16 protein-coding genes are annotated in these 18,635 nt (G+C 26.6%); 8 read left to right on the top strand and 8 right to left on the bottom strand.

What is annotated here, in order from left to right; all coding sequences use genetic code 11:
• Window positions 1-167 precede the first annotated feature (167 nt).
• On the top strand, window positions 168-1,061 hold the full coding sequence (locus MBFIL_RS06575; RefSeq protein WP_066972799.1) for a helix-turn-helix transcriptional regulator: 894 nt from the start codon (window positions 168-170) through the stop codon (window positions 1,059-1,061).
• 73 nt (window positions 1,062-1,134) lie between these two features.
• Here MBFIL_RS06575 and glyS read toward each other — a convergent pair whose 3' ends face one another.
• The 4 genes from glyS to tfrB form a co-directional block, all read right to left on the bottom strand.
• Complete coding sequence (glyS, locus tag MBFIL_RS06570) at window positions 1,135-2,844, bottom strand: glycine--tRNA ligase (protein ID WP_066972797.1); 1,710 nt, start codon at window positions 2,842-2,844, stop codon at window positions 1,135-1,137.
• Window positions 2,845-2,950: 106 nt separating this feature from the next.
• A complete protein-coding gene (gene dcd, locus MBFIL_RS06565; RefSeq protein ID WP_066972795.1) occupies window positions 2,951-3,538 on the bottom strand; it encodes a dCTP deaminase in 588 nt (195 codons plus the stop codon).
• 168 nt (window positions 3,539-3,706) lie between these two features.
• Window positions 3,707-4,459, bottom strand: coding sequence for a TrmJ/YjtD family RNA methyltransferase (locus MBFIL_RS06560; protein WP_245637469.1), 753 nt, complete (start codon window positions 4,457-4,459; stop codon window positions 3,707-3,709).
• Window positions 4,460-4,669: 210 nt separating this feature from the next.
• Window positions 4,670-6,232, bottom strand: a complete 1,563-nt coding sequence (gene tfrB / locus MBFIL_RS06555) for a fumarate reductase (CoM/CoB) subunit TfrB (protein ID WP_066972791.1) — start codon at window positions 6,230-6,232, stop codon at window positions 4,670-4,672.
• A gap of 430 nt (window positions 6,233-6,662) precedes the next feature.
• Here tfrB and MBFIL_RS06550 point away from each other — a divergent pair, with 430 nt between their 5' ends.
• From MBFIL_RS06550 to MBFIL_RS06540, 3 genes are all read left to right on the top strand, one after another.
• Window positions 6,663-8,789, top strand: coding sequence for a thiamine pyrophosphate-dependent enzyme (locus MBFIL_RS06550; RefSeq protein ID WP_066972788.1), 2,127 nt, complete (start codon window positions 6,663-6,665; stop codon window positions 8,787-8,789).
• A gap of 30 nt (window positions 8,790-8,819) precedes the next feature.
• A complete protein-coding gene (locus MBFIL_RS06545) occupies window positions 8,820-9,419 on the top strand; it encodes an indolepyruvate oxidoreductase subunit beta (protein ID WP_066972786.1) in 600 nt (199 codons plus the stop codon).
• A 250-nt stretch (window positions 9,420-9,669) separates the two neighbouring features.
• The gene (locus MBFIL_RS06540; RefSeq protein WP_066972784.1) at window positions 9,670-9,951 is read left to right on the top strand and encodes a hypothetical protein; all 282 of its coding nucleotides are present in this window, start codon (window positions 9,670-9,672) and stop codon (window positions 9,949-9,951) included.
• Window positions 9,952-9,994: 43 nt separating this feature from the next.
• Here MBFIL_RS06540 and MBFIL_RS06535 read toward each other — a convergent pair whose 3' ends face one another.
• Both MBFIL_RS06535 and MBFIL_RS06530 read right to left on the bottom strand, forming a co-directional pair.
• Window positions 9,995-10,387, bottom strand: coding sequence for a cell division protein SepF (locus MBFIL_RS06535; protein ID WP_084266334.1), 393 nt, complete (start codon window positions 10,385-10,387; stop codon window positions 9,995-9,997).
• A 157-nt stretch (window positions 10,388-10,544) separates the two neighbouring features.
• Entirely contained in the window at window positions 10,545-11,594 is a 1,050-nt protein-coding gene (locus MBFIL_RS06530) for a DUF1611 domain-containing protein (RefSeq protein WP_066972782.1), read from the bottom strand.
• Window positions 11,595-12,264: 670 nt separating this feature from the next.
• Here MBFIL_RS06530 and MBFIL_RS06525 point away from each other — a divergent pair.
• On the top strand, window positions 12,265-12,828 hold the full coding sequence (locus MBFIL_RS06525; protein ID WP_066972803.1) for a ZPR1 zinc finger domain-containing protein: 564 nt from the start codon (window positions 12,265-12,267) through the stop codon (window positions 12,826-12,828).
• Between the two features lie 312 nt (window positions 12,829-13,140).
• Here the strand turns inward: MBFIL_RS06525 and MBFIL_RS06520 are convergent, their stop codons facing one another.
• Both MBFIL_RS06520 and nadC read right to left on the bottom strand, forming a co-directional pair.
• Window positions 13,141-13,683 carry a hypothetical protein gene (locus tag MBFIL_RS06520; RefSeq protein WP_245637470.1) on the bottom strand — a complete coding sequence of 181 codons (543 nt, stop codon included), beginning with the start codon at window positions 13,681-13,683 and terminating at the stop codon, window positions 13,141-13,143.
• A gap of 441 nt (window positions 13,684-14,124) precedes the next feature.
• A complete protein-coding gene (gene nadC, locus MBFIL_RS06515) occupies window positions 14,125-14,961 on the bottom strand; it encodes a carboxylating nicotinate-nucleotide diphosphorylase (protein WP_066972777.1) in 837 nt (278 codons plus the stop codon).
• Window positions 14,962-15,216: 255 nt separating this feature from the next.
• Between nadC and MBFIL_RS06510 the strand changes: the two genes are divergently transcribed.
• From MBFIL_RS06510 to nadA, 3 genes are all read left to right on the top strand, one after another.
• The gene (locus MBFIL_RS06510; RefSeq protein ID WP_066972771.1) at window positions 15,217-16,341 is read left to right on the top strand and encodes a ribonuclease Z; all 1,125 of its coding nucleotides are present in this window, start codon (window positions 15,217-15,219) and stop codon (window positions 16,339-16,341) included.
• Between the two features lie 27 nt (window positions 16,342-16,368).
• Window positions 16,369-17,115 (top strand): mechanosensitive ion channel family protein, encoded by a 747-nt coding sequence (locus tag MBFIL_RS06505; protein ID WP_066972765.1) that lies wholly within the window; start codon window positions 16,369-16,371, stop codon window positions 17,113-17,115.
• A gap of 240 nt (window positions 17,116-17,355) precedes the next feature.
• Window positions 17,356-18,267 (top strand): quinolinate synthase NadA, encoded by a 912-nt coding sequence (gene nadA, locus MBFIL_RS06500; protein ID WP_066972764.1) that lies wholly within the window; start codon window positions 17,356-17,358, stop codon window positions 18,265-18,267.
• The last annotated feature ends 368 nt before the right edge of the window (window positions 18,268-18,635 follow it).

Genomic DNA, 18,635 nt, shown 5'->3' with positions numbered 1-18,635 from the left:
AAACATAACCCACTTAAAACCCAATAAACTAAATAATAATCCTTATTTTAACTTAATATTACTTCATCATCACAATATAAACCAATAAATATCAATTAACTAATCAATGAATTATGGAAGATCTCCTTTAAATATACATACTAATTTTATTAATTTTAGGTGTTTTTATGAAAGAGATTATAAATGATAAATATTTTGATAATAAATTTAATAAAAGTAATAGTATTAACTTTGATGAAATTAATAATAATGAAAAACTTGTTGCTTATGTTGAAGATTGCTTATTTAACCATTCTAAATTCTTTTTAACTTCAAAAATTAAAAGTAGCTTATTAATATTTTTGTTAAATAACAATGGTAAAAACTTGGAAGAGATAAGGAAATATTTTAAAAAGCCTTCAGCATCTTTATCTCATGGACTTAAAGAGCTTGAAAATGTTAATTTAGTTTTTAAAAAGAATAAGTATTATTTTTTAACTTCTTTAGGTTATATAATTTCATTAAATTTAGTAAAACTAGTTAATAATTTCATGTTCATTAAAAATCAGGATAATTTTTGGAAAAATCATGATATAAGTGGAATTCCTCTTGATTTTTTCAATAATATTTATTATTTGGATGATGTAGAATGTATAACTTGTAGTCAAAGTGATATTTTCAAAGTACCTAAAATTTATGGAAATATTTTCTCTAAAAGTGAAAAATTAAAATTAGTATTACCTTTTTTCTCTTCTGACTATTTAAATCCTTTATTTAATCAACTAGGACTCAATTTACCAAAACTAGAAATTGTCACAATTCCTAATATTTTCGAACATATTTTGGATAATTATCATGATAAATTAAAATATTTAGATGTATGGATAATTGATGAGGATGTTCTTAATTTATTTTTAACTTCTTCAGATAAATCTATTTCATTAGGCTTAAATGATTTGATAGGAATTTATGATAATCTAAACATGCTATTTTCTAGTTCCGAAAATTCTATTAAGTGGGCTAATGATCTTATAGATTATTATAAAGAAAAAGGAGAAAAAATTAGTTGTTATGATAAATAGAAATGTAATAATTAAGAGTAGTTAAAGTAGTAATTAAATCACTATTAATTAAATATTAAATTTAATTTAAATATTAACTTTTCATTACTTTATCTATTTTAGTTTTAATTTCATCAATATCTATTCTTTCTTGTGTTTCATCGTCTCTATTACGTATTGTCACAGAATTGTTTTCTAAGGTATCGAAATCAATTGTAATAGCTATTGGAACTCCAATTTCATCGCAACGTGCATAACGTTTACCAATTGTTCCTGAGGTGTCATAATCCACATTAAGACCATAATTTCTAAGTTCTTCTACTATTTTAATAGCTATTTCATTTAACTCCTTTTTATTGAGAAGTGGGAAAACACTAACTTGTATTGGTGCGATATTGGGTTTTAATTTGAAATAATCTTTATCCTCTTTATTTTCAGCTTCGTGGAAAGAATGTATGAGTACTGCATAGATTATACGATCAATACCAAAGGAGGGTTCAATAACATGAGGAGTTATTTTTTCTCCTTTTACTTCTTCAGTTTTTTCCACAAATTCCACATCTGTTGCTAAAATTTCAAATGATGAATTATTAATTTTAATTATATATTTTCCATTATTTTCTATTTCCTTTTTAACAAGATCTACATTTAAATTTTCTAATTTTTTAATAATTGCTGGAGCATTTTGTTTGAATTTAGGTCCAAATGTATTCATACTTGGCTTAATATACTCTTTTGTTTGGGTTTTAGGTTCATCATATTGAATATATATGTTTAAATCTTCATTGCTGTGTTTAGAATGGGCTAATAAATCATAATCTCCTCTATCAGCTATACCAATTATTTCAACCCATCCATATCTATCAGTTTTAACTTCTACATCCCAACAATCAAGTGCATAATGAGCCATTTCATTTGGCATATGCTGTCTAAATCTAAGGAATTTGTCAGGAATTCCAAGCTCATTTAAGAACTTTTTAGCTAAGTATATTTGATATACTAATATTTCATTAGCTACTATTCCTTTATCAACAGCTTCTTTTGCGGTTATAGTTAATGGGGATTCATTTTTAATTTGAGTAACTGCAGAATTTAAAACCATTTCAACATCTTTTATTTTGGAGAATTTAGGGTGAGTTTTATATTTAGGATTAACAAATATTTCTGCTTCTGCTTGTGTGAATTCTCTAAGTCTAATAACTCCTTGTCTTGGAGAGATTTCATTACGATATGCTTTTCCAAGTTGAACAACACCAAAAGGTAACTTATTTTTAAAAAATCGTGAAAGACGTTTAAATTGTATAAATATTCCTTGTGCTGTTTCTGGACGCATATATCCGATTTTATCTCCTTTAGCACCAATTTTTGTTTTAAACATTAAATTGTAATTCCATATCTCAGTTAACTTATCTCCACAATTAGGGCATTGAATTTCTTCTTCTTTAATTAATTTATCAAGATCATCATTATCAAGACCATCTACTTCTTTTTTAATTTGCTCTTCAATAATATGGTCTGCTCTAAAAACGTCTTTACAATTTACACATTGTGTCATTGGGTCTGTAAAATTATTCACATGTCCTGATGCTCTAAGTACTTCTTCTGGACTCACAGTTGGACTTTCTATTTCGTAGAACCCTTCTTCTGTTATGTATTGCTTTCTCCATTTTTGCATTATATTATTTTTTAAAATCGCACCTAGTGGTCCATAGTCTGTAAATCCTGCAACACCAGAATATATTTCAAACGAAGGCCATAAAAATCCTCTTTTAACGCTGATATTAGTCATTTTGTCATGATTCATAAAAAACCTCATAATTCAATCAAGTTTATTACATATTAATTATTAACTTATTTATTATTTTTTACATTAATTATATTTAATTATTAATTTATTATTTTTAATTCATTTATTTCTGTAAGTCATAGTCTAATTTCACACGACTACTTTCTGGATGTTTTTGTCCCATATATTTACTGTCTCTATCTGGGTGACCATAAGGTCTTTCTGCAGGTGATGTCATAGTTTCAAATACTATCTGACATACTCTTTGTCCAGGATACAATGCAACAGGCATTTTACCAATATTTGAGATTTCTAAGGTTATTTTTCCATGAAATCCAGGATCTATGAATCCTGCTGTTACATGCATGGTTATTCCAAGTCTCCCCATTGATGATCTTCCTTCTACTCTGGCTACTAAATCATCAGGAATTTTCACAGTTTCGTAGGTTGTAGCTAATGCAAACTCATTTGGATGAATTATGAATGATTCATCATCTTTAATATAAATATTTTCCATATATGAATCAATATCACTTTCATCTTTTGGGTCAATACATGGTTTTTGTACTGTACGGAATGTTTTAAATTCATTTCCTATTCTCATATCAACTGAAGATGGTTGTATTTGATTATCAAAGTCTTTTATAGGGTCCACGATTATTTTTCCAGATTTGAGATGTTCTTTTATGCTTTTGTCACTTAAAATTGTCATTGTAATCCTCTGTATTATTAGGTTATTATAATCTATTATCTAATGGAATATTAGTTAAATTAGTATTTAATTAAGTTTTAGTATTGACTAGTTAAATTGGTATTTAATTAAGTGTTATTAATGGTTAAATCAACTTTATTTATAAATATGCTCTATTTTTTATTTCTTTTATTTTTCTATTTCTTGTAATTTTATTTTTATTTTCCTAAAAAGTCCTTTTAATGTATGTGATTCTCTTCCAGTTATAAAAGCTCTGTTTATGATGTTTTTAAATGCTTTTAAATTTGTTTTTTCTTTATGCTCTGGAATATCTAATGTATTTATAATTTCTTTAAGATCTTTCAGTAAATATTCTTTTTCAAGTAATGTGGACTCTTCTAATCCTTCTACTGGGAATTGATTTTTGTTTTTAAATAGTTCATAGAATATAATGGCTGCTGCGTGACTTATATTCATAATTGGGTAGTTTTCATTTGTAGGAATACTTACAATTATATCACAGAGGTTTATTTCATTATTATACAAACCGTTACCTTCTCTTCCAAATAAAATAGCTATTTTAGTGTTTAAATTAATTGTTTCACTTAATTTTTCAGGTGTTATGGGGATACGTGATAGATTGTAGCTTCCACCAGGAGTTCCAGTAGATCCTACAATGAAATCAATGTGTTCTGTTTTTAAGAACTCTTCAATGGTTCCATATGTTTTACTATTTTCTACAACATATTTTCCATGCATAGCTTGAAAATAAGCACTTTTATCTAATTCACATGGATTAATGAGAACTAAATTTTCAATTCCAAAATTTGCCATAGCTCTGGCTAAAAAACCAACATTTCCAGATGTTTCACATTCTATAAAAACTATAAAAATATTTTTTTGATAATTCATTATATGTTCTGAAGCATTCATATCATTCATATTTTCAATAGCTTCTTTTTTCGCTTTTGATTTTGTTTTTGCTTCCTCCTTTTTATCAATTTCTTCTTCACTTTTATTAAGGTAATTATTATCATTATCAATAATAATTTCTTCTACTGATGCAGTATCTCCTACGAAATCCCCTCCTTAATAGCTATTTCAATTCATTTTAATTTATTGATTTTATTTGTTGATTTTCATATTTTATTATTATTTTTTGATAGGTTCATAACTACGCTTTAATAATTCTAGAATGTTTATAACTTTAATGTTCTCTAAATTTTGACTGTCTAAGGAATCTTGAATATTGTATTGACAAAAGGGGCAGATAGTTATCACAGCATCTACATTTAATTTTTCAACCATTTTTGCCTTTTCTTCACCTAATTTTTTAGCAATTTCTGGTTTTCCAGATTTTACTCCTCCTCCAGCACCACAGCATTGATCAGGAATTTCCATCTCAATGAACTCAACTCCTTTTATTTTATTAAGTATTTCACGAGGTTGTTTAGAAATATTCTGACCTCTTACAAGGTGACAAGGATCATGATAGGTGACCTTTAAATTAAGTGGTATCATATCATTAGTATTTAACTTATCTACAAGAAATTCACTAATGTCTTGTACATTAAGATTAACACCATATTTTGGATAATCATTTTTTAATGTGGCTCCACATCCAGCACATACTGTTAATATTAGATCATATTCTTTCATTGCTTTTTCATTTTTCTTAACAAGATCATTAACTGCGCTAGTTTGTCCAGTTCTAAGTAATGGGGATCCACAGCATACCTGCCCCTCTATAACTTCGGCTTCCACACCATTTTTACTTAAAACATCCATGAGTGCAAACCCAACATCTTGTAGTCGATAATCTACCATACATCCAGTAAATATTCCTATTTTATTATTTGGTTCTTTAATTTGAGTTGAATTGTCAGAATATTTTTTTTTCGCTATTACTTCAATAAAACTTTCTTCTAATGGTTCTATAGATCTTCCAGTTTTTTCTATAAGTTCTTTTAGTTTTTTGTGTGGTTCAAGCGGACCTAAATCTTTATTGTAAGCTATCTCTCTTAATTTTTCTATTGCATCTCCAAAACTGTTAATTTCTTTTGGACAAACTTCTCCACATTTTCCACAACTTGTACATGAATAAAGTCCAGTGGTTATGCTTTCTTCAGTTCTATGTCCAATATCTCGAGGATCAAAATCAAATTTTGATATATATCTCATGAAATAGGGTCCTAAAAACTCTTTTGTTTCTTTTAAAACAGGACATGCAGATAAACAAGAGTAACATTCTATACAAGTTCTAACTTTCTTAGTATCGCTACATGTGTTGTTAAATATGATTTGAGGCTCATTTAGGCACTGATTTTTGGATAATTCTCTATTGTCTGAACAAGAATCAGGATCATTTTCACAGGTTTCTAAGAAAAAGTCCATATCTTTTACTTTATCTTCAATAAATTGTTTATCTACAATTAAATCTTTAATAACTGGAAAGTTCATAGGTTCAATTTTATCACCATCGTTTATTTCACTTTTACATCCTAATTTAACTTCTCCATTAACTTTTAATCCGCAAGATCCACATTGTCCTGCTCTACATGAACTTCTAAATCCTAAATTAGCATCATACTTTTCATTAATATAATTCAATGCATCTAATACTTTCATCTTTCTTTTTTTATCAACTTTGAATTTTTCAAAATAAGGTTTAGTATCTCTTGCACAATCAAACCTTAAAACATCTATATTAATCATCATAATCCTCGAACTTAGTTAAAATAATATTTTCACTATTATACTAATGTTTAGTTTATCATATCAATCATATCATTGCTTTCTTATAGAATTTTGTAATTTCATGAATAAATAATTTTTTATTACTTTTATCATTATTTATTACTTTTATCACTTTTATTATTATTTATTACTTTAATCATTTTTATTATTATTTATTAATTTTTACATTATTTAGTAATAATTTATTTCTATTTTTGGTTTCCATAATATATATCCATAATATATATCTATAATAAATGTTAATAATTAGTAATAATATTCCTAATAATTATTTTAGTTATATTTATTAATTTAGTTAATCTATTTAATAGTCGGTTTAATTCTTAATTTATTGTTTTATAATAATTTAACATATAATGAGTTAATTTCATTAAAGTAGGGTGTCTTGATGGAGCTTAAAAAATTAATCAGTGGAAATAATGAGAATCTTTTTCTTTTAGGTAATGAGGCTGCTGTTCGAGGTGCTATTGAAGCAGGAATATCAGTGGCATCAACCTATCCTGGAACTCCCTCATCTGAAATTGGGGATTTGTTTTCGGTTCTGGCTAAGGATTCTAATATATATTTTGAATTTTCAGTAAATGAAAAAGTTGCCATGGAGGTTGTTGCAGCAGCTGCAGCTTCAGGTCTTAGATCTTTTACTTTTATGAAACATGTTGGTTTAAATGTAGCATCTGATTCTTTCATGTCTGTTGCATACACTGGAGTTAAAGGAGGAATGGTTGTCTTAACTGCTGATGACCCTTCAATGTTTTCATCTCAAAATGAGCAAGATAATCGTAATTATGCTCGCATAGCTAATGTTCCAGTTTTAGAACCTTCCAATCCTCAAGAAATTAAAGATATGGTGATATATGGATTTGAACTTTCAGAAATGTTTAAACTTCCAGTTATTGTTCGTACAACAACTCGTGTTTCTCATATGAGGGGAATAGTAGAAATTGGAGAAATTAATATTAATAATACTCATAGCAATACTAATAATAATATTAATAATACTAACACTGATAATATTAATAATAAGGAGATTAGTAGTAATGTGGACTCAAATGTATATTGGACAAAAGGAAGATTTGAGAAAAATCCTAAACAATTTATTCCAGTTCCAGAAAATGCTTTAGTTATGCATAAAGAGCTAGTTTTTAAAATCAACAAAATTGAAGAAATAGCTAATAGGCATGAGTTTAATAAAATCTTTAAATTCAATGAAAATAATAGCTATGGTAATTTTGGAGTTATTACTAGTGGGAGTGCTTTTAATTATGTTTATGATGTGGTTGTTAAGGATAATTTAGGATTAGATATATTTAAATTAGGTTTTTCATACCCATTTCCAAGAAAAGCATTTCTAGAATTTATTAAGGATAAAAGCGCTATTTTTGTAGCTGAAGAAGTAGATCCTATAATCGAAAAAGATGTTTTAGCTATTATTGCTGAATTTAATTTAAATGTTGTTGTTTTTGGTAAATTAAATAATGTTTTTCCATTAATATATGAATTTAATCCAGATATTGTTAGAAACTCTTTAAATAAAGTATTTGCTGGTATCAAATCTATTGGTGTAAATTTTACAGATTCAAATTCCACTTCAGATCTTGTAAATAAATGTTCTTCAGGTATTGATTTTAATTTACTTAAAAATTTAATAGCTAAATTTAACAATGAATCATATGACTCGTTTAATCCTACTGGTAGTTATGAAGATACTTGGAATTATAATAAAGAATTAAATGATTTAATTGAAAGTTTACCTCTTCGTCCACCTACTTTTTGTGCAGGTTGTGGGCATAGAGCTACTTATTTTGCAGTTAAAAGAGCTGTTGAAGAACTTGATATTGCTGAGAAGGATGTAATTTATGCATCTGACATAGGATGTTATACATTAGGTATTAATCCGCCATATGAGACAGCTGATTACTCTCTTTCTATGGGTGCAAGTATTGGAGATGGTTGTGGCTTTTCAAAGGCTACTAATCAAAAAGTTTTAAGTTTTATTGGAGATTCAACATTCTTCCATTCTGGGGTTTCACCTCTTATAAATGCAGTTCATAATAAATCTAACTTTGTTGTTACGATATTAGATAATAGGATAACTGCAATGACTGGTGGACAGCCAAATCCTGGTGTTCCTGTTGATGGAGTAGGTGATGATGCACCAGAAATACCAATTGTAGATATAGCTATAGCTATTGGAGCTAAATTTGTTAGAATTATAAATCCTATTAATATGAAAAAAACTGTAGAAACTTATAAGGAAGCTATTGAATTCGATGGTGTGTCAGTTATAATAGCTAAATATCCTTGTGTTTTTGTTAAATCTCAGAAAAAGAAATATTCTATGGAAATTGATTATAATAAGTGTACTGACTGTTTTGATTGTGTAAATCTTTTAGCATGCCCCGCGATTTCTATAATTAGTAATAAATCAGTTATTGATTCAAGTGCATGTAGAGGATGTACTACATGTGTTCAAATGTGTAAATCAAAAGCTATTAAAGTTAAGAGGAGTTCATAATGTTTTTTGAAATTATTTTAGGTGATATTAATGGATGATTCATATAATATTTTCATTTGTGGTGTTGGTGGACAAGGAATTATTAAAACTTCTGTAATAATTGGTGAAGCTGCTATGAATGAAGGATATAATGTTTCTATGAGTGAAATCCATGGAATGTCTCAAAGAGGAGGGATTGTTTCAACAGAACTTAAAATTGGAGATTATAAAAGTTCAGTTATAGAATCTCACTGTGCAAATCTGATTTTGGGCTTTGAACCTATTGAAATTGTAAGAAGCTTAAATAAGGCAAACAATGATACTAAATTAATATTTAATATTCGTCCAATTGTTCCATCTAATATAAACTCTCAAACAAATGATTATCCTAATATTGAAAAACTAATAGCTATTTTGAAAGATAATTATGAGTATACTTTCCCAATTGATGCTAATAAAATAGCTGAAGATGTAGGAAGCATTGTAACATTAAATATGGTTCTTTTAGGTTCTGCAATAGCTAATAATGATTTTATTTTATCAAAAAAATCGATAATTGAATCAATGAAAAGTAATCTAAGATCTACTTTTCATGAAATGAATTTAAATGCTATTGAGATGGGTTATGAAGCTGTGAAAAATATTGGATAATTTTGTTTTTTATTCTTTAGTTTTCATTACTTTCCATTAGCTTCTGTCATGGTTTGTGTTCTGTGATTTTTTAATTATTATGAATTAGTTATTAAAGAATATTTTAATTATTATCATTAACATATTTTCTTTTTTTATATAAAGTTCAAAAGATATAAATAGTTTGATTGATATATATTATATGTACCTCTAAAAGGGACAACACAACTATTTAATATTTCAATAATAATCATGCTGGGGAGAAATAATTATGGTGTTTGAATTAAAATACGGCATTATTCAAAGAGATAGTTTAGATGAAAGCTTTCAGCTATTAGATTCTAATAACTACTTTGCTAATGATGATTTACTTATAGCTATTGACAGTGATACACTTGTTACAATAGAGTTATTGCTTAAAACAATATTAAGTAATGATTTTAAAAAGTGGAATGAAGTCCTTAATTCTGAGGATATTGATTCAATTTCAAAGTTATTTATAAAATTAGGATATGAAAAAGAAGATTTGGTTAGATTAATTAATGATATTTAAAATATTTTTCTAAAAGTTGTAACCTTATTAAAAGCTTGGGAATTTACTCTTTTTTTAATATTTTAACCCTTGGTGGTGAGATTAACAGCATATGTTTTTCTTCATTTTTACATAGAAGTATAACTTCTGTTCTATATTCTTCTTTTAATATTTTTAATGTATCGCTTACTTTTTGAATAGTTCCTTCTTCATATTCTTCAAGATAAGCTATATCTACAATTACAGGATTTTGTTCTTCAACTATTTGATCAACCACATAATCAATGTCATCCTGGATTTTAGGTCTAAATAATAGAATTTCATAAAACGATTGTTCTGGAGTTATGTAACCTCCATTGTCATCATAACTGTCTTCTTTTAACTCTTTTTCAATATCTGGTTTTAAACTTTTTTCTTCCATTCCAATACTTCTTTTAAGACTATCAATAAAATTCATATTATTTTCTCCCATGATTGTTTATTTGTGTATTTTTAGTGGTAATTTGTCTTTGATTGTTTTTATTTTTAGTTATTCAATTGTAATTTTAGTATATAACTGTAAATCATGGCATGATAGATTCAATTTATATTAATTTACAAATAGCTATTTTTATTTATTTTGTAATATGTTTTAGTATTGCATCAAGCAGTTTAGATGCTCCCCCATTTTTAATATCTCCAGATGTTAATTTGTATTCTTTTTCAAAATCCTCAACTGTTGTTCCATCATTACAATTCCTTAAATTAATGGACAAACCAACAACTTTAGTAGGTTCAATTGATTCAACGGCTTTTATTTCTTCTTCAATGCCTCTTGGATCACGGTAAGGGTGATTAGGTCTGTGGCAAATGATTGTTGCATCAGGTGAAGCTCCAATTAGTATGGATGCAGATAAACCTCTTGGGTGAGGGTTACCAATTTCAGTTAAACTTGATTGTCCTTCAATAAATATTATGTCAACTGATTTTTCTTCCTCAATGTGTTTCATAGATTGTAATAATGCTGATGGAATGTCCATAACAGATAAACTTCCTGCTCTAAAATTTAAATCTACAGGCTGTTCTAACCCCATTTCATCTGTAGATATAACTCCTACTTCCATTCCTCTTTCTTTAGCTTCTTTTCCAAGTAGTCGGGTAGTTGTTCTTTTACCACATTCTTGTGAAGTTCCTCCAACAAAAACGACAGGTGCTTTTGGTTTATATGATATTTTTGGAAGAATTTCACCACAATTTTTAGTGGATATTGAAAATAGTTTATTTATCACATTTAACTTTGGACTAATTTCTTTTAAAACAACATTTTTTTCTTGTGCAAACTTCAACAGAGATCTATTTTCATCAATACTTAGGGATCTAAATGAAGTAACAACGTTTTTTCCATTGTCAATAGCTTGAGTTGCATATTTAAGAGCAGTTCCTTCTGCACCAATTGGTAGCATTACAGCAATACTTTTAGCATTAGTTTCTTTAAGTGTTTCTTTAAGATCACCAGACACTTTATGCCCACAAAAAGATTTTCCTTGCTTTTCTTTATCATCATCAATGTATCCAACGGTTTTTATCCCCTCAAAGTTAGAGAATTTTTCTCCACCTCCTCCGCAACCGATAACGATATATGGGTTAAGTTTTTGAAGTTCTTCAACTGAAGATATACTATACAACAAATCACCTTAGATATTATGTTAATTTTATTACAATTTAATTCTATACTCAATTAATAATATAATTATTAAATAAATTAACTTTTGTAAATTAGTTAAAGTATTTAGTAATATTTAGTAGTATTTAGTTAACTTTTAATTCAATATTATTAAATAGAAATTATAATTCATGTAATAGCTATTTTTTTAATTTTATTTTTTTTAAATTCAATAGATTTAAATAAAGTTTAGTTTATCGTTGTTGAAATTATTTTATTTATCATTATAAAATTTAACAACCAAATAACTATTATTTTTTAATTTCTTAATTATTTAATATTATATTATTTATTATATTTCATTATTATTAAATATATGCTTACTTAATGAAAAAATTGTTATTAAATCTAACATTATAACAAGTTCATGTTCATTAAACTTGTATTGATATTTTCGATTGATACTATTAATTTTTTGTAATTATAATTATGATGATATTAAATTTAATTAGGTACTAATTATATATAAGTACTAGATTCAACTAATTTATAATTATTGCATTGTTAATAGTAATTTGATTATATCTAATATCCTTTTATATACATATTAATTACTACAGAATATTTTATTTTGATTAATATTTTAACTGTGATGATTATCTAATAAGGCTAGGGGTGTTTTATTGAATGAAATGATAATTAATTGTCCTGTTTGTGGTGGAGATAATACTGCAAAATCCACGACAAAAACTGAGAGTATTCCTCATTTTGGGGAAATTATGCACTCTTCAATGGTCTGTGATGCTTGTGGGTACAAACATAATGATGTTATAGTTTTAGATCAAAAAGATCCTATTCGATATGAGTTAAAAATAAATGAGGTTAATCTTTCTTCAAGAGTAGTAAAATCTCAATCTGCAACAGTATCTATTCCTGAATTAGGATTAAAAGTCGAGCCTGGTTCAAAATCAATAGCTTATGTTTCTAATGTCGAAGGTGTGTTGATAAGGTTTAAAGATGCAGTTAAACGAGCTTTAATTCTTTTTTCCGATGATGAATCTCAAAGAAATGGAAAGACTATTTTATATAATATTGAAGAAGTATTCAAAGGTAATTTAGAAGTTACTCTTATTATTGAAGATCCTTTAGGTAATAGCAAAGTCATGGATTTAAGTGTGAAAAGTAGATCTTTAACTAAAGAAGAATTAAAAGGTTTAAAAACAGGAATTTCAATCATTGAATCTTCTGATGATTGAACAAACTTTTAAAAACAAAAAATCAAAGATTTTTCAAGATTTTTCTAAGTTTCATCTGAAACAACGTTTGAAGTTTGATCAAAAGCTATTCTAAAGAATAAGCATTCTGAATATAAAAAAATGATTTAATAAATAATATTAAAATATTATCGCATGTTTTAATATTGATATTAGGATAATAGAAATTAGTTATAAACAGAATTAAATTATAATACAAATTGAATTTAGAAATAAGATTAATTTAATGTTTAAAATAAAAGTAATTAGATATATGATTATTTAATAATCATATATTTTAATCATATTTTGTTATCAATCTAGAGTTGCTTGGGACTGGTCTGCGTCCTCAAATACTTCATCTGAAAAATCAGAGTCTTCTTCAACAACATCTTTTAATTTGAGAGTTTTTTGAACATCCATAGATAATGCATTACAATCAGCTTTAATAGCTTCCAAATGTAATAATATTCTTTCTTTTTCTTGGTTTATTCTTTTGATGTTTGTGTAAGGGTAAATTGATTCTTTAAGCATTTCGTACTCAATAGTTGTGTATGGATACTCATTTAGCTGTTTGCAGACATTTTTAAGAACGTCTCCTAAAAAGTTGTTCATTTCAACTTTTACTCTTTCTCTTATCATCTTGTCGCTATCAAGATTTTGTTTCATTAATCGAACAACTTCTGCTTTTGCAAAGGGTAATGATTCACTGTCTTCCTCTTCTTCATCTTCAGATTCTTCTTCATTGTATTCAGAATCATCTTTTTCATTGCTTTCAGCTATTTCTTCTTTTGAATCTTCAGTAGTATCTTTTTCTTCGGTTGATTCATTGTATTCTTGTTCTTCATCTTCATAAATCATTTATAAAAACTCCACATTGAAATAATTATCAGAATGTATAGCTAAACATATAATAGTTTAATATTATTATAATGTATTGTAGCTTTATATTAACTATTATCTATTTAATTTTATAAATCTATAATTTTATTAACTTTTCATATTAATTATATATATTTAGTTAAATACATCATGATATACATATTTATTTGTAATAAGAAGTATTTAAATGTATTCAAATTTCATGAGTTTTCATCAAGATTTGTGATGTTTAGGGATATAAGTATTAGAATAATTAACTGAAATTTTCATTATTATGGTGTTTGCATAATTTGGAAAATTGGTTTTATTAAATCACTATTGTGTGATGATAATTAAAATAAAAAATGTCCTAATTTCAATTAAATTAATGATAGGAATATCTAATTAATTAAACTTATTTCAACCAGGATGTTCTACTTATTTGATGTTTATTTCTAAGCTAAAGTCTAAACTATTTACTGAATGTGTAATAAATCCTAAAGAGATCACATCAGCTGGTGTTTTAGCATATTCCAATATATTCTCTTCATTGATTCCACCAGATATTTCAATTATCACATTTTTTCGTAAGTTCAAATAAGATAATTCATTGATAATGTCCATTATTTCTTTGGGACTTCTATTATCCAACATTATAATGTCGGCTTTTGATTTAGCTGCATCTATTGCATCATGCAGACTTTCAACTTCAACTTCAATTTTTTTAGTGAAACTAACTTGTTTTTTACACTGTTTAACAGCTTCACTTACAGATCCTGTAATAGCTATATGGTTATCTTTAATTAGAACTTGATCATCTAATCGTAATCTATGTGTATCTCCTCCTCCAATAAATATTGCTAATTTATCAAATTCCTGAAATCCTGGTAGTGTTTTTCGTGTTCCAGCTATTTTAATATCTTTATTCACTTTCCTAATTTTTTTAAGGAGGTTATGGGTTATTGTAGCTATTCCACTCATTCTCATTATTATATTTAACACAGTTCTCTCTAATTTAAGAATATTTTGTCCTGTGCCTTCAATTTCTAGAATTGTATCATGTGGCACTATGGTTTCACCATCTTTTTTTAAAATATTTGTTTTTATATTATGCTCTTCAAATATCTTTCTTGCTATCTCTACTCCAGCCATCATTCCTTTACTTTTAGCTATTATTTGACCTTTAACTATTTTATTTTTAGGTATTAATATATTTGAAGTTATATCTCCAAAGCCTACATCTTCTTCAATCGCATATTTGATTATTTTTTTCATTATATGCCTCAAAACCGTTTATTGTTAATTATACAAAATTATAATAATTTTTATTTAACTTAGTAGCTATTGTGTAATTTTCAGCTATTCTGTGCAATTTAGTTTCCATGTAAATTGGACAATTATAATTTATATATTAAGTTTATCAATAGTTATATTAATGAATTTTTGATTTAGTTAAACTTTCAATTTTTCTTAATTTTCATCCTATTCCTTTCTTTTTATTTTATAAAATTAATTAATAATTGTGATTCAATGGAACTTATATTTTTAGGAACATCTTCTGCAATACCATCTAAACAAAGAAATCACCCTGCAATAGCATTGAAAGCTTTTGGGGAAGTTATATTATTTGATTGTGGTGAAGGAACTCAAAGACAATTAGCTATAGCTAAAATCAGCCCAATGAAAATTAATAAGATTTTTATATCTCATCTTCATGGAGATCATGTCTTAGGTTTACCTGGATTAATTCAATCAATGGATTTTAGAGATAGAAAAATTCCTTTAGATATTTACGGTCCACCTGGATTGTTTCAGTTAAAATCAGCTATTTTAAGGTTGGGATATTGTTCTTTAGATTTTGATATTAGAATCCATGAACTAACAGGTAATTTCTGTAGTACTCTTGATGATTTTGCGAATTCTGTAAATGGTAAAATGTCTAATACTAAAAACTCTAATAATAATTGTAATATTAATAATTCTAATAATAATAATAATAATATTAATAGTAATGCTAATTCTAATAATAACAACTTTGATAATTGTATTATTAATAATGGTAATACTAATAATATTAGTAGTATTAATAATAATATTAATAATAATGAGAATGCTGGTAATTTAATTATTAATAATGATAAGTATTCCATTCAATTTATTAAAACTGATCATGGGGTATGTAATTTATCTTATTCGTTTGTTGAGAAGAAAAAACCTCGTTTTTTAAGAGATAAAGCTATTAAATTAGGTGTTAAGCCTGGACCTGATTTTGGGAAATTGCACAATGGGTCTGAAGTTAAGATTGGAGATAGGGTAGTGATGCCTAATGATGTCTTAGGTGAAGATAGATCTGGTGTTAAAATAGTTTATTCTGGGGATACTCGACCGAATCAAGGTCTTATTTCCTTAGCTAAAGATGCTGATTTATTAATCCATGAATCCACTTACTGTGAAGATGATAAAAACAAAGCTATTGAAAATAATCATTCTACTTCAAGTGAAGCAGCATTAATAGCTAAATGTGCAAATGCAAAAAACTTAGTTTTGACACATATTAGTACAAGGTATAATAATACTGAGGATATTCTGAAAGAAGCCTGTGAACTATTTAAAAACACAAAAGTAGCTTATGATTTTATGGTTTTAAACATTTAGTGTGATATTTTTGAAAATGGTGGATATATGTTTAATGTTTTAAATTACTTTGATTTGTGGTTTATAATAAAAATTATAGTTATATTAATAGGGGCATTTGTTGCAATAAAGATATTTTCATATATATTGTTTAGAATTACTCCTAAATTTTCCACAGATTTTACTGTTACGAATATTGTGGTTGAATTTTTCAAATATTTGGTATATGTTTTGGCAATATCATTTGTTCTTGAATCATTTGGTGTAGATATAAGTGGAATTATTTTAAGTTTAGGTATTATAGGTGTATCTATAGGTTTTGCTGCAAAAGATATTGTATCCAATTTTATGTCAGGTATATTTTTATTAATTGATAAAACAGTTAAACTAGAAGAAATTGTTGAAGTTAATGGAGTTAAGGGTAAAGTTGAGAAATTAGGTCTTAGGACTACTACTTTAATCACTACAGATAACGCTATTATAACAGTTCCTAATTCTGTAATGTCTAAAAGTCCTTATACTAGTCATACATTTTTTGATGAGCATAGAGTTGATTTAAATGTGGTAGTTCCATTAAGTACTGATCTCAAATTGTTTAATGAAAAAGCATTAGATCGAATTGGTGCATTAAATTGGACAGTAAAAAATTCTAAACCTCGAGTTATTGTTAAAGAAATAATAGACACTGGTATTCAACTGCAAATCAATGTTTGGGCTAATGATTACTCAAAACTTGAGGAAAACAGGCTTCAAATAGCTAATGAAGTTAAATTTTTATTAGATAATAATATTTAATGATATGAATCATTTAGTGAGTATGTTCAATGCTTACTATTTATGGTGCACTGGGGTGTAATAATAATTAATTATATATATCTTAAATTATAATTTAAGTATAATTTCAAATAATAGTTCATAATAGCTTCTAATTAGTTATATGGTATTATTTATTATAATTCATTGTATTATTTTATAATATTGTTGTCATATTATTTTATCATTGTCTTAATTAATATTTATTTTAAGGGTTTTATTATGTCTGAAAGTTTAAAAAATGATATAATTCAATTAAAAAACGAAAAAAATGCAATTATTCTTGCACACAACTATCAAGCTGGCGAAATTCAAGAAATAGCTGATTTTATAGGGGATTCTCTTAAATTGTGTATTAAAGCTTCTGAAATTGAAGATAAGGATTTAGTTGTTTTCTGTGGTGTTGATTTCATGGCTGAAACAGCGTATATACTAAATCCCAGTAAGAAAATATTGATTCCTGATACTGGAGCAGAATGTCCAATGGCACATATGTTGTCTGCAGAAGATGTAAAAATAGCTAAAGAAAAATATCCTGATGCAAGTGTTGTATTGTATGTAAATACATTAGCTGAAGCTAAAGCGGAGGCAGACATATTGTGTACCTCTGCAAATGCAGCTAAAGTAGTTGAAAGTTTAGATACAGATCAGGTTCTTTTTGGACCTGATAGTAACCTAGCAAACTTTGTTAGAAAACAGACAGATAAAGAGATAATAGCTATTCCTGATGGTGGTCATTGTTATGTTCACAAAATGTTCCATATGGGAGATATTGCCTTTAAAAAAGAAGAATATCCAAATGCTGAAATTATTGCTCATCCTGAATGTAATATTGAAGTTCAAAATGTAGCAGATGCAGTTTTAAGCACTGGGGGAATGTTATCACAAGTAAAAGATTCTAATTCTAAAGAATTTCTAATAGGAACTGAAATAGGTTTAGTCACAAGAATTAACAGAGAAATACCTAATAAAATAGCTATTCCTTTACTTGATGATGCAATATGTAAAACAATGAAATTACATACTCTTGAAAAGGTCAAGGATTCTTTAATTAATGAAAAATATCAGGTATCTGTTGATTCACAAATAGCTAAGAAGTCATTAAATGCAATTGAAAGAATGATTAATTTATAAATAGCTATTTTTTATTTATTCTGTTTTATTTTATTCTTTTTTCATTTTATATCCTTTAATTTCAATTTTTTAAACCATTTCAATTTTTTTATCTTCACTTTTGATTAGTTGATATAGCAATATTGTAATGATAATAGTAATATTTAATATAAATGTTTTATATATATTAAATTATTTACTAATTTTTTAGTACTTTTTTTTTTAATAATGATTTGGCTGTGCAATAATTATTTTTTGATTCTTTTTAGTTATGCTTAGTTTTAAATATTATGGGGTGTAATATAGTATTAATGTTTTTTAGTTTTTGTTGAGTTGGTGTTTATGGTTTTGCATGAAGATAGTATTGGTCAGGTGTTTTTACTTCCTTT

The sequence above is a fragment of the Methanobrevibacter filiformis genome, from assembly GCF_001639265.1.
Lineage (GTDB): Archaea > Methanobacteriota > Methanobacteria > Methanobacteriales > Methanobacteriaceae > Methanacia > Methanacia filiformis.
Note: the sequence above shows the minus strand (reverse complement) of the source record. Positions and strands in the feature narration are given on the sequence as shown.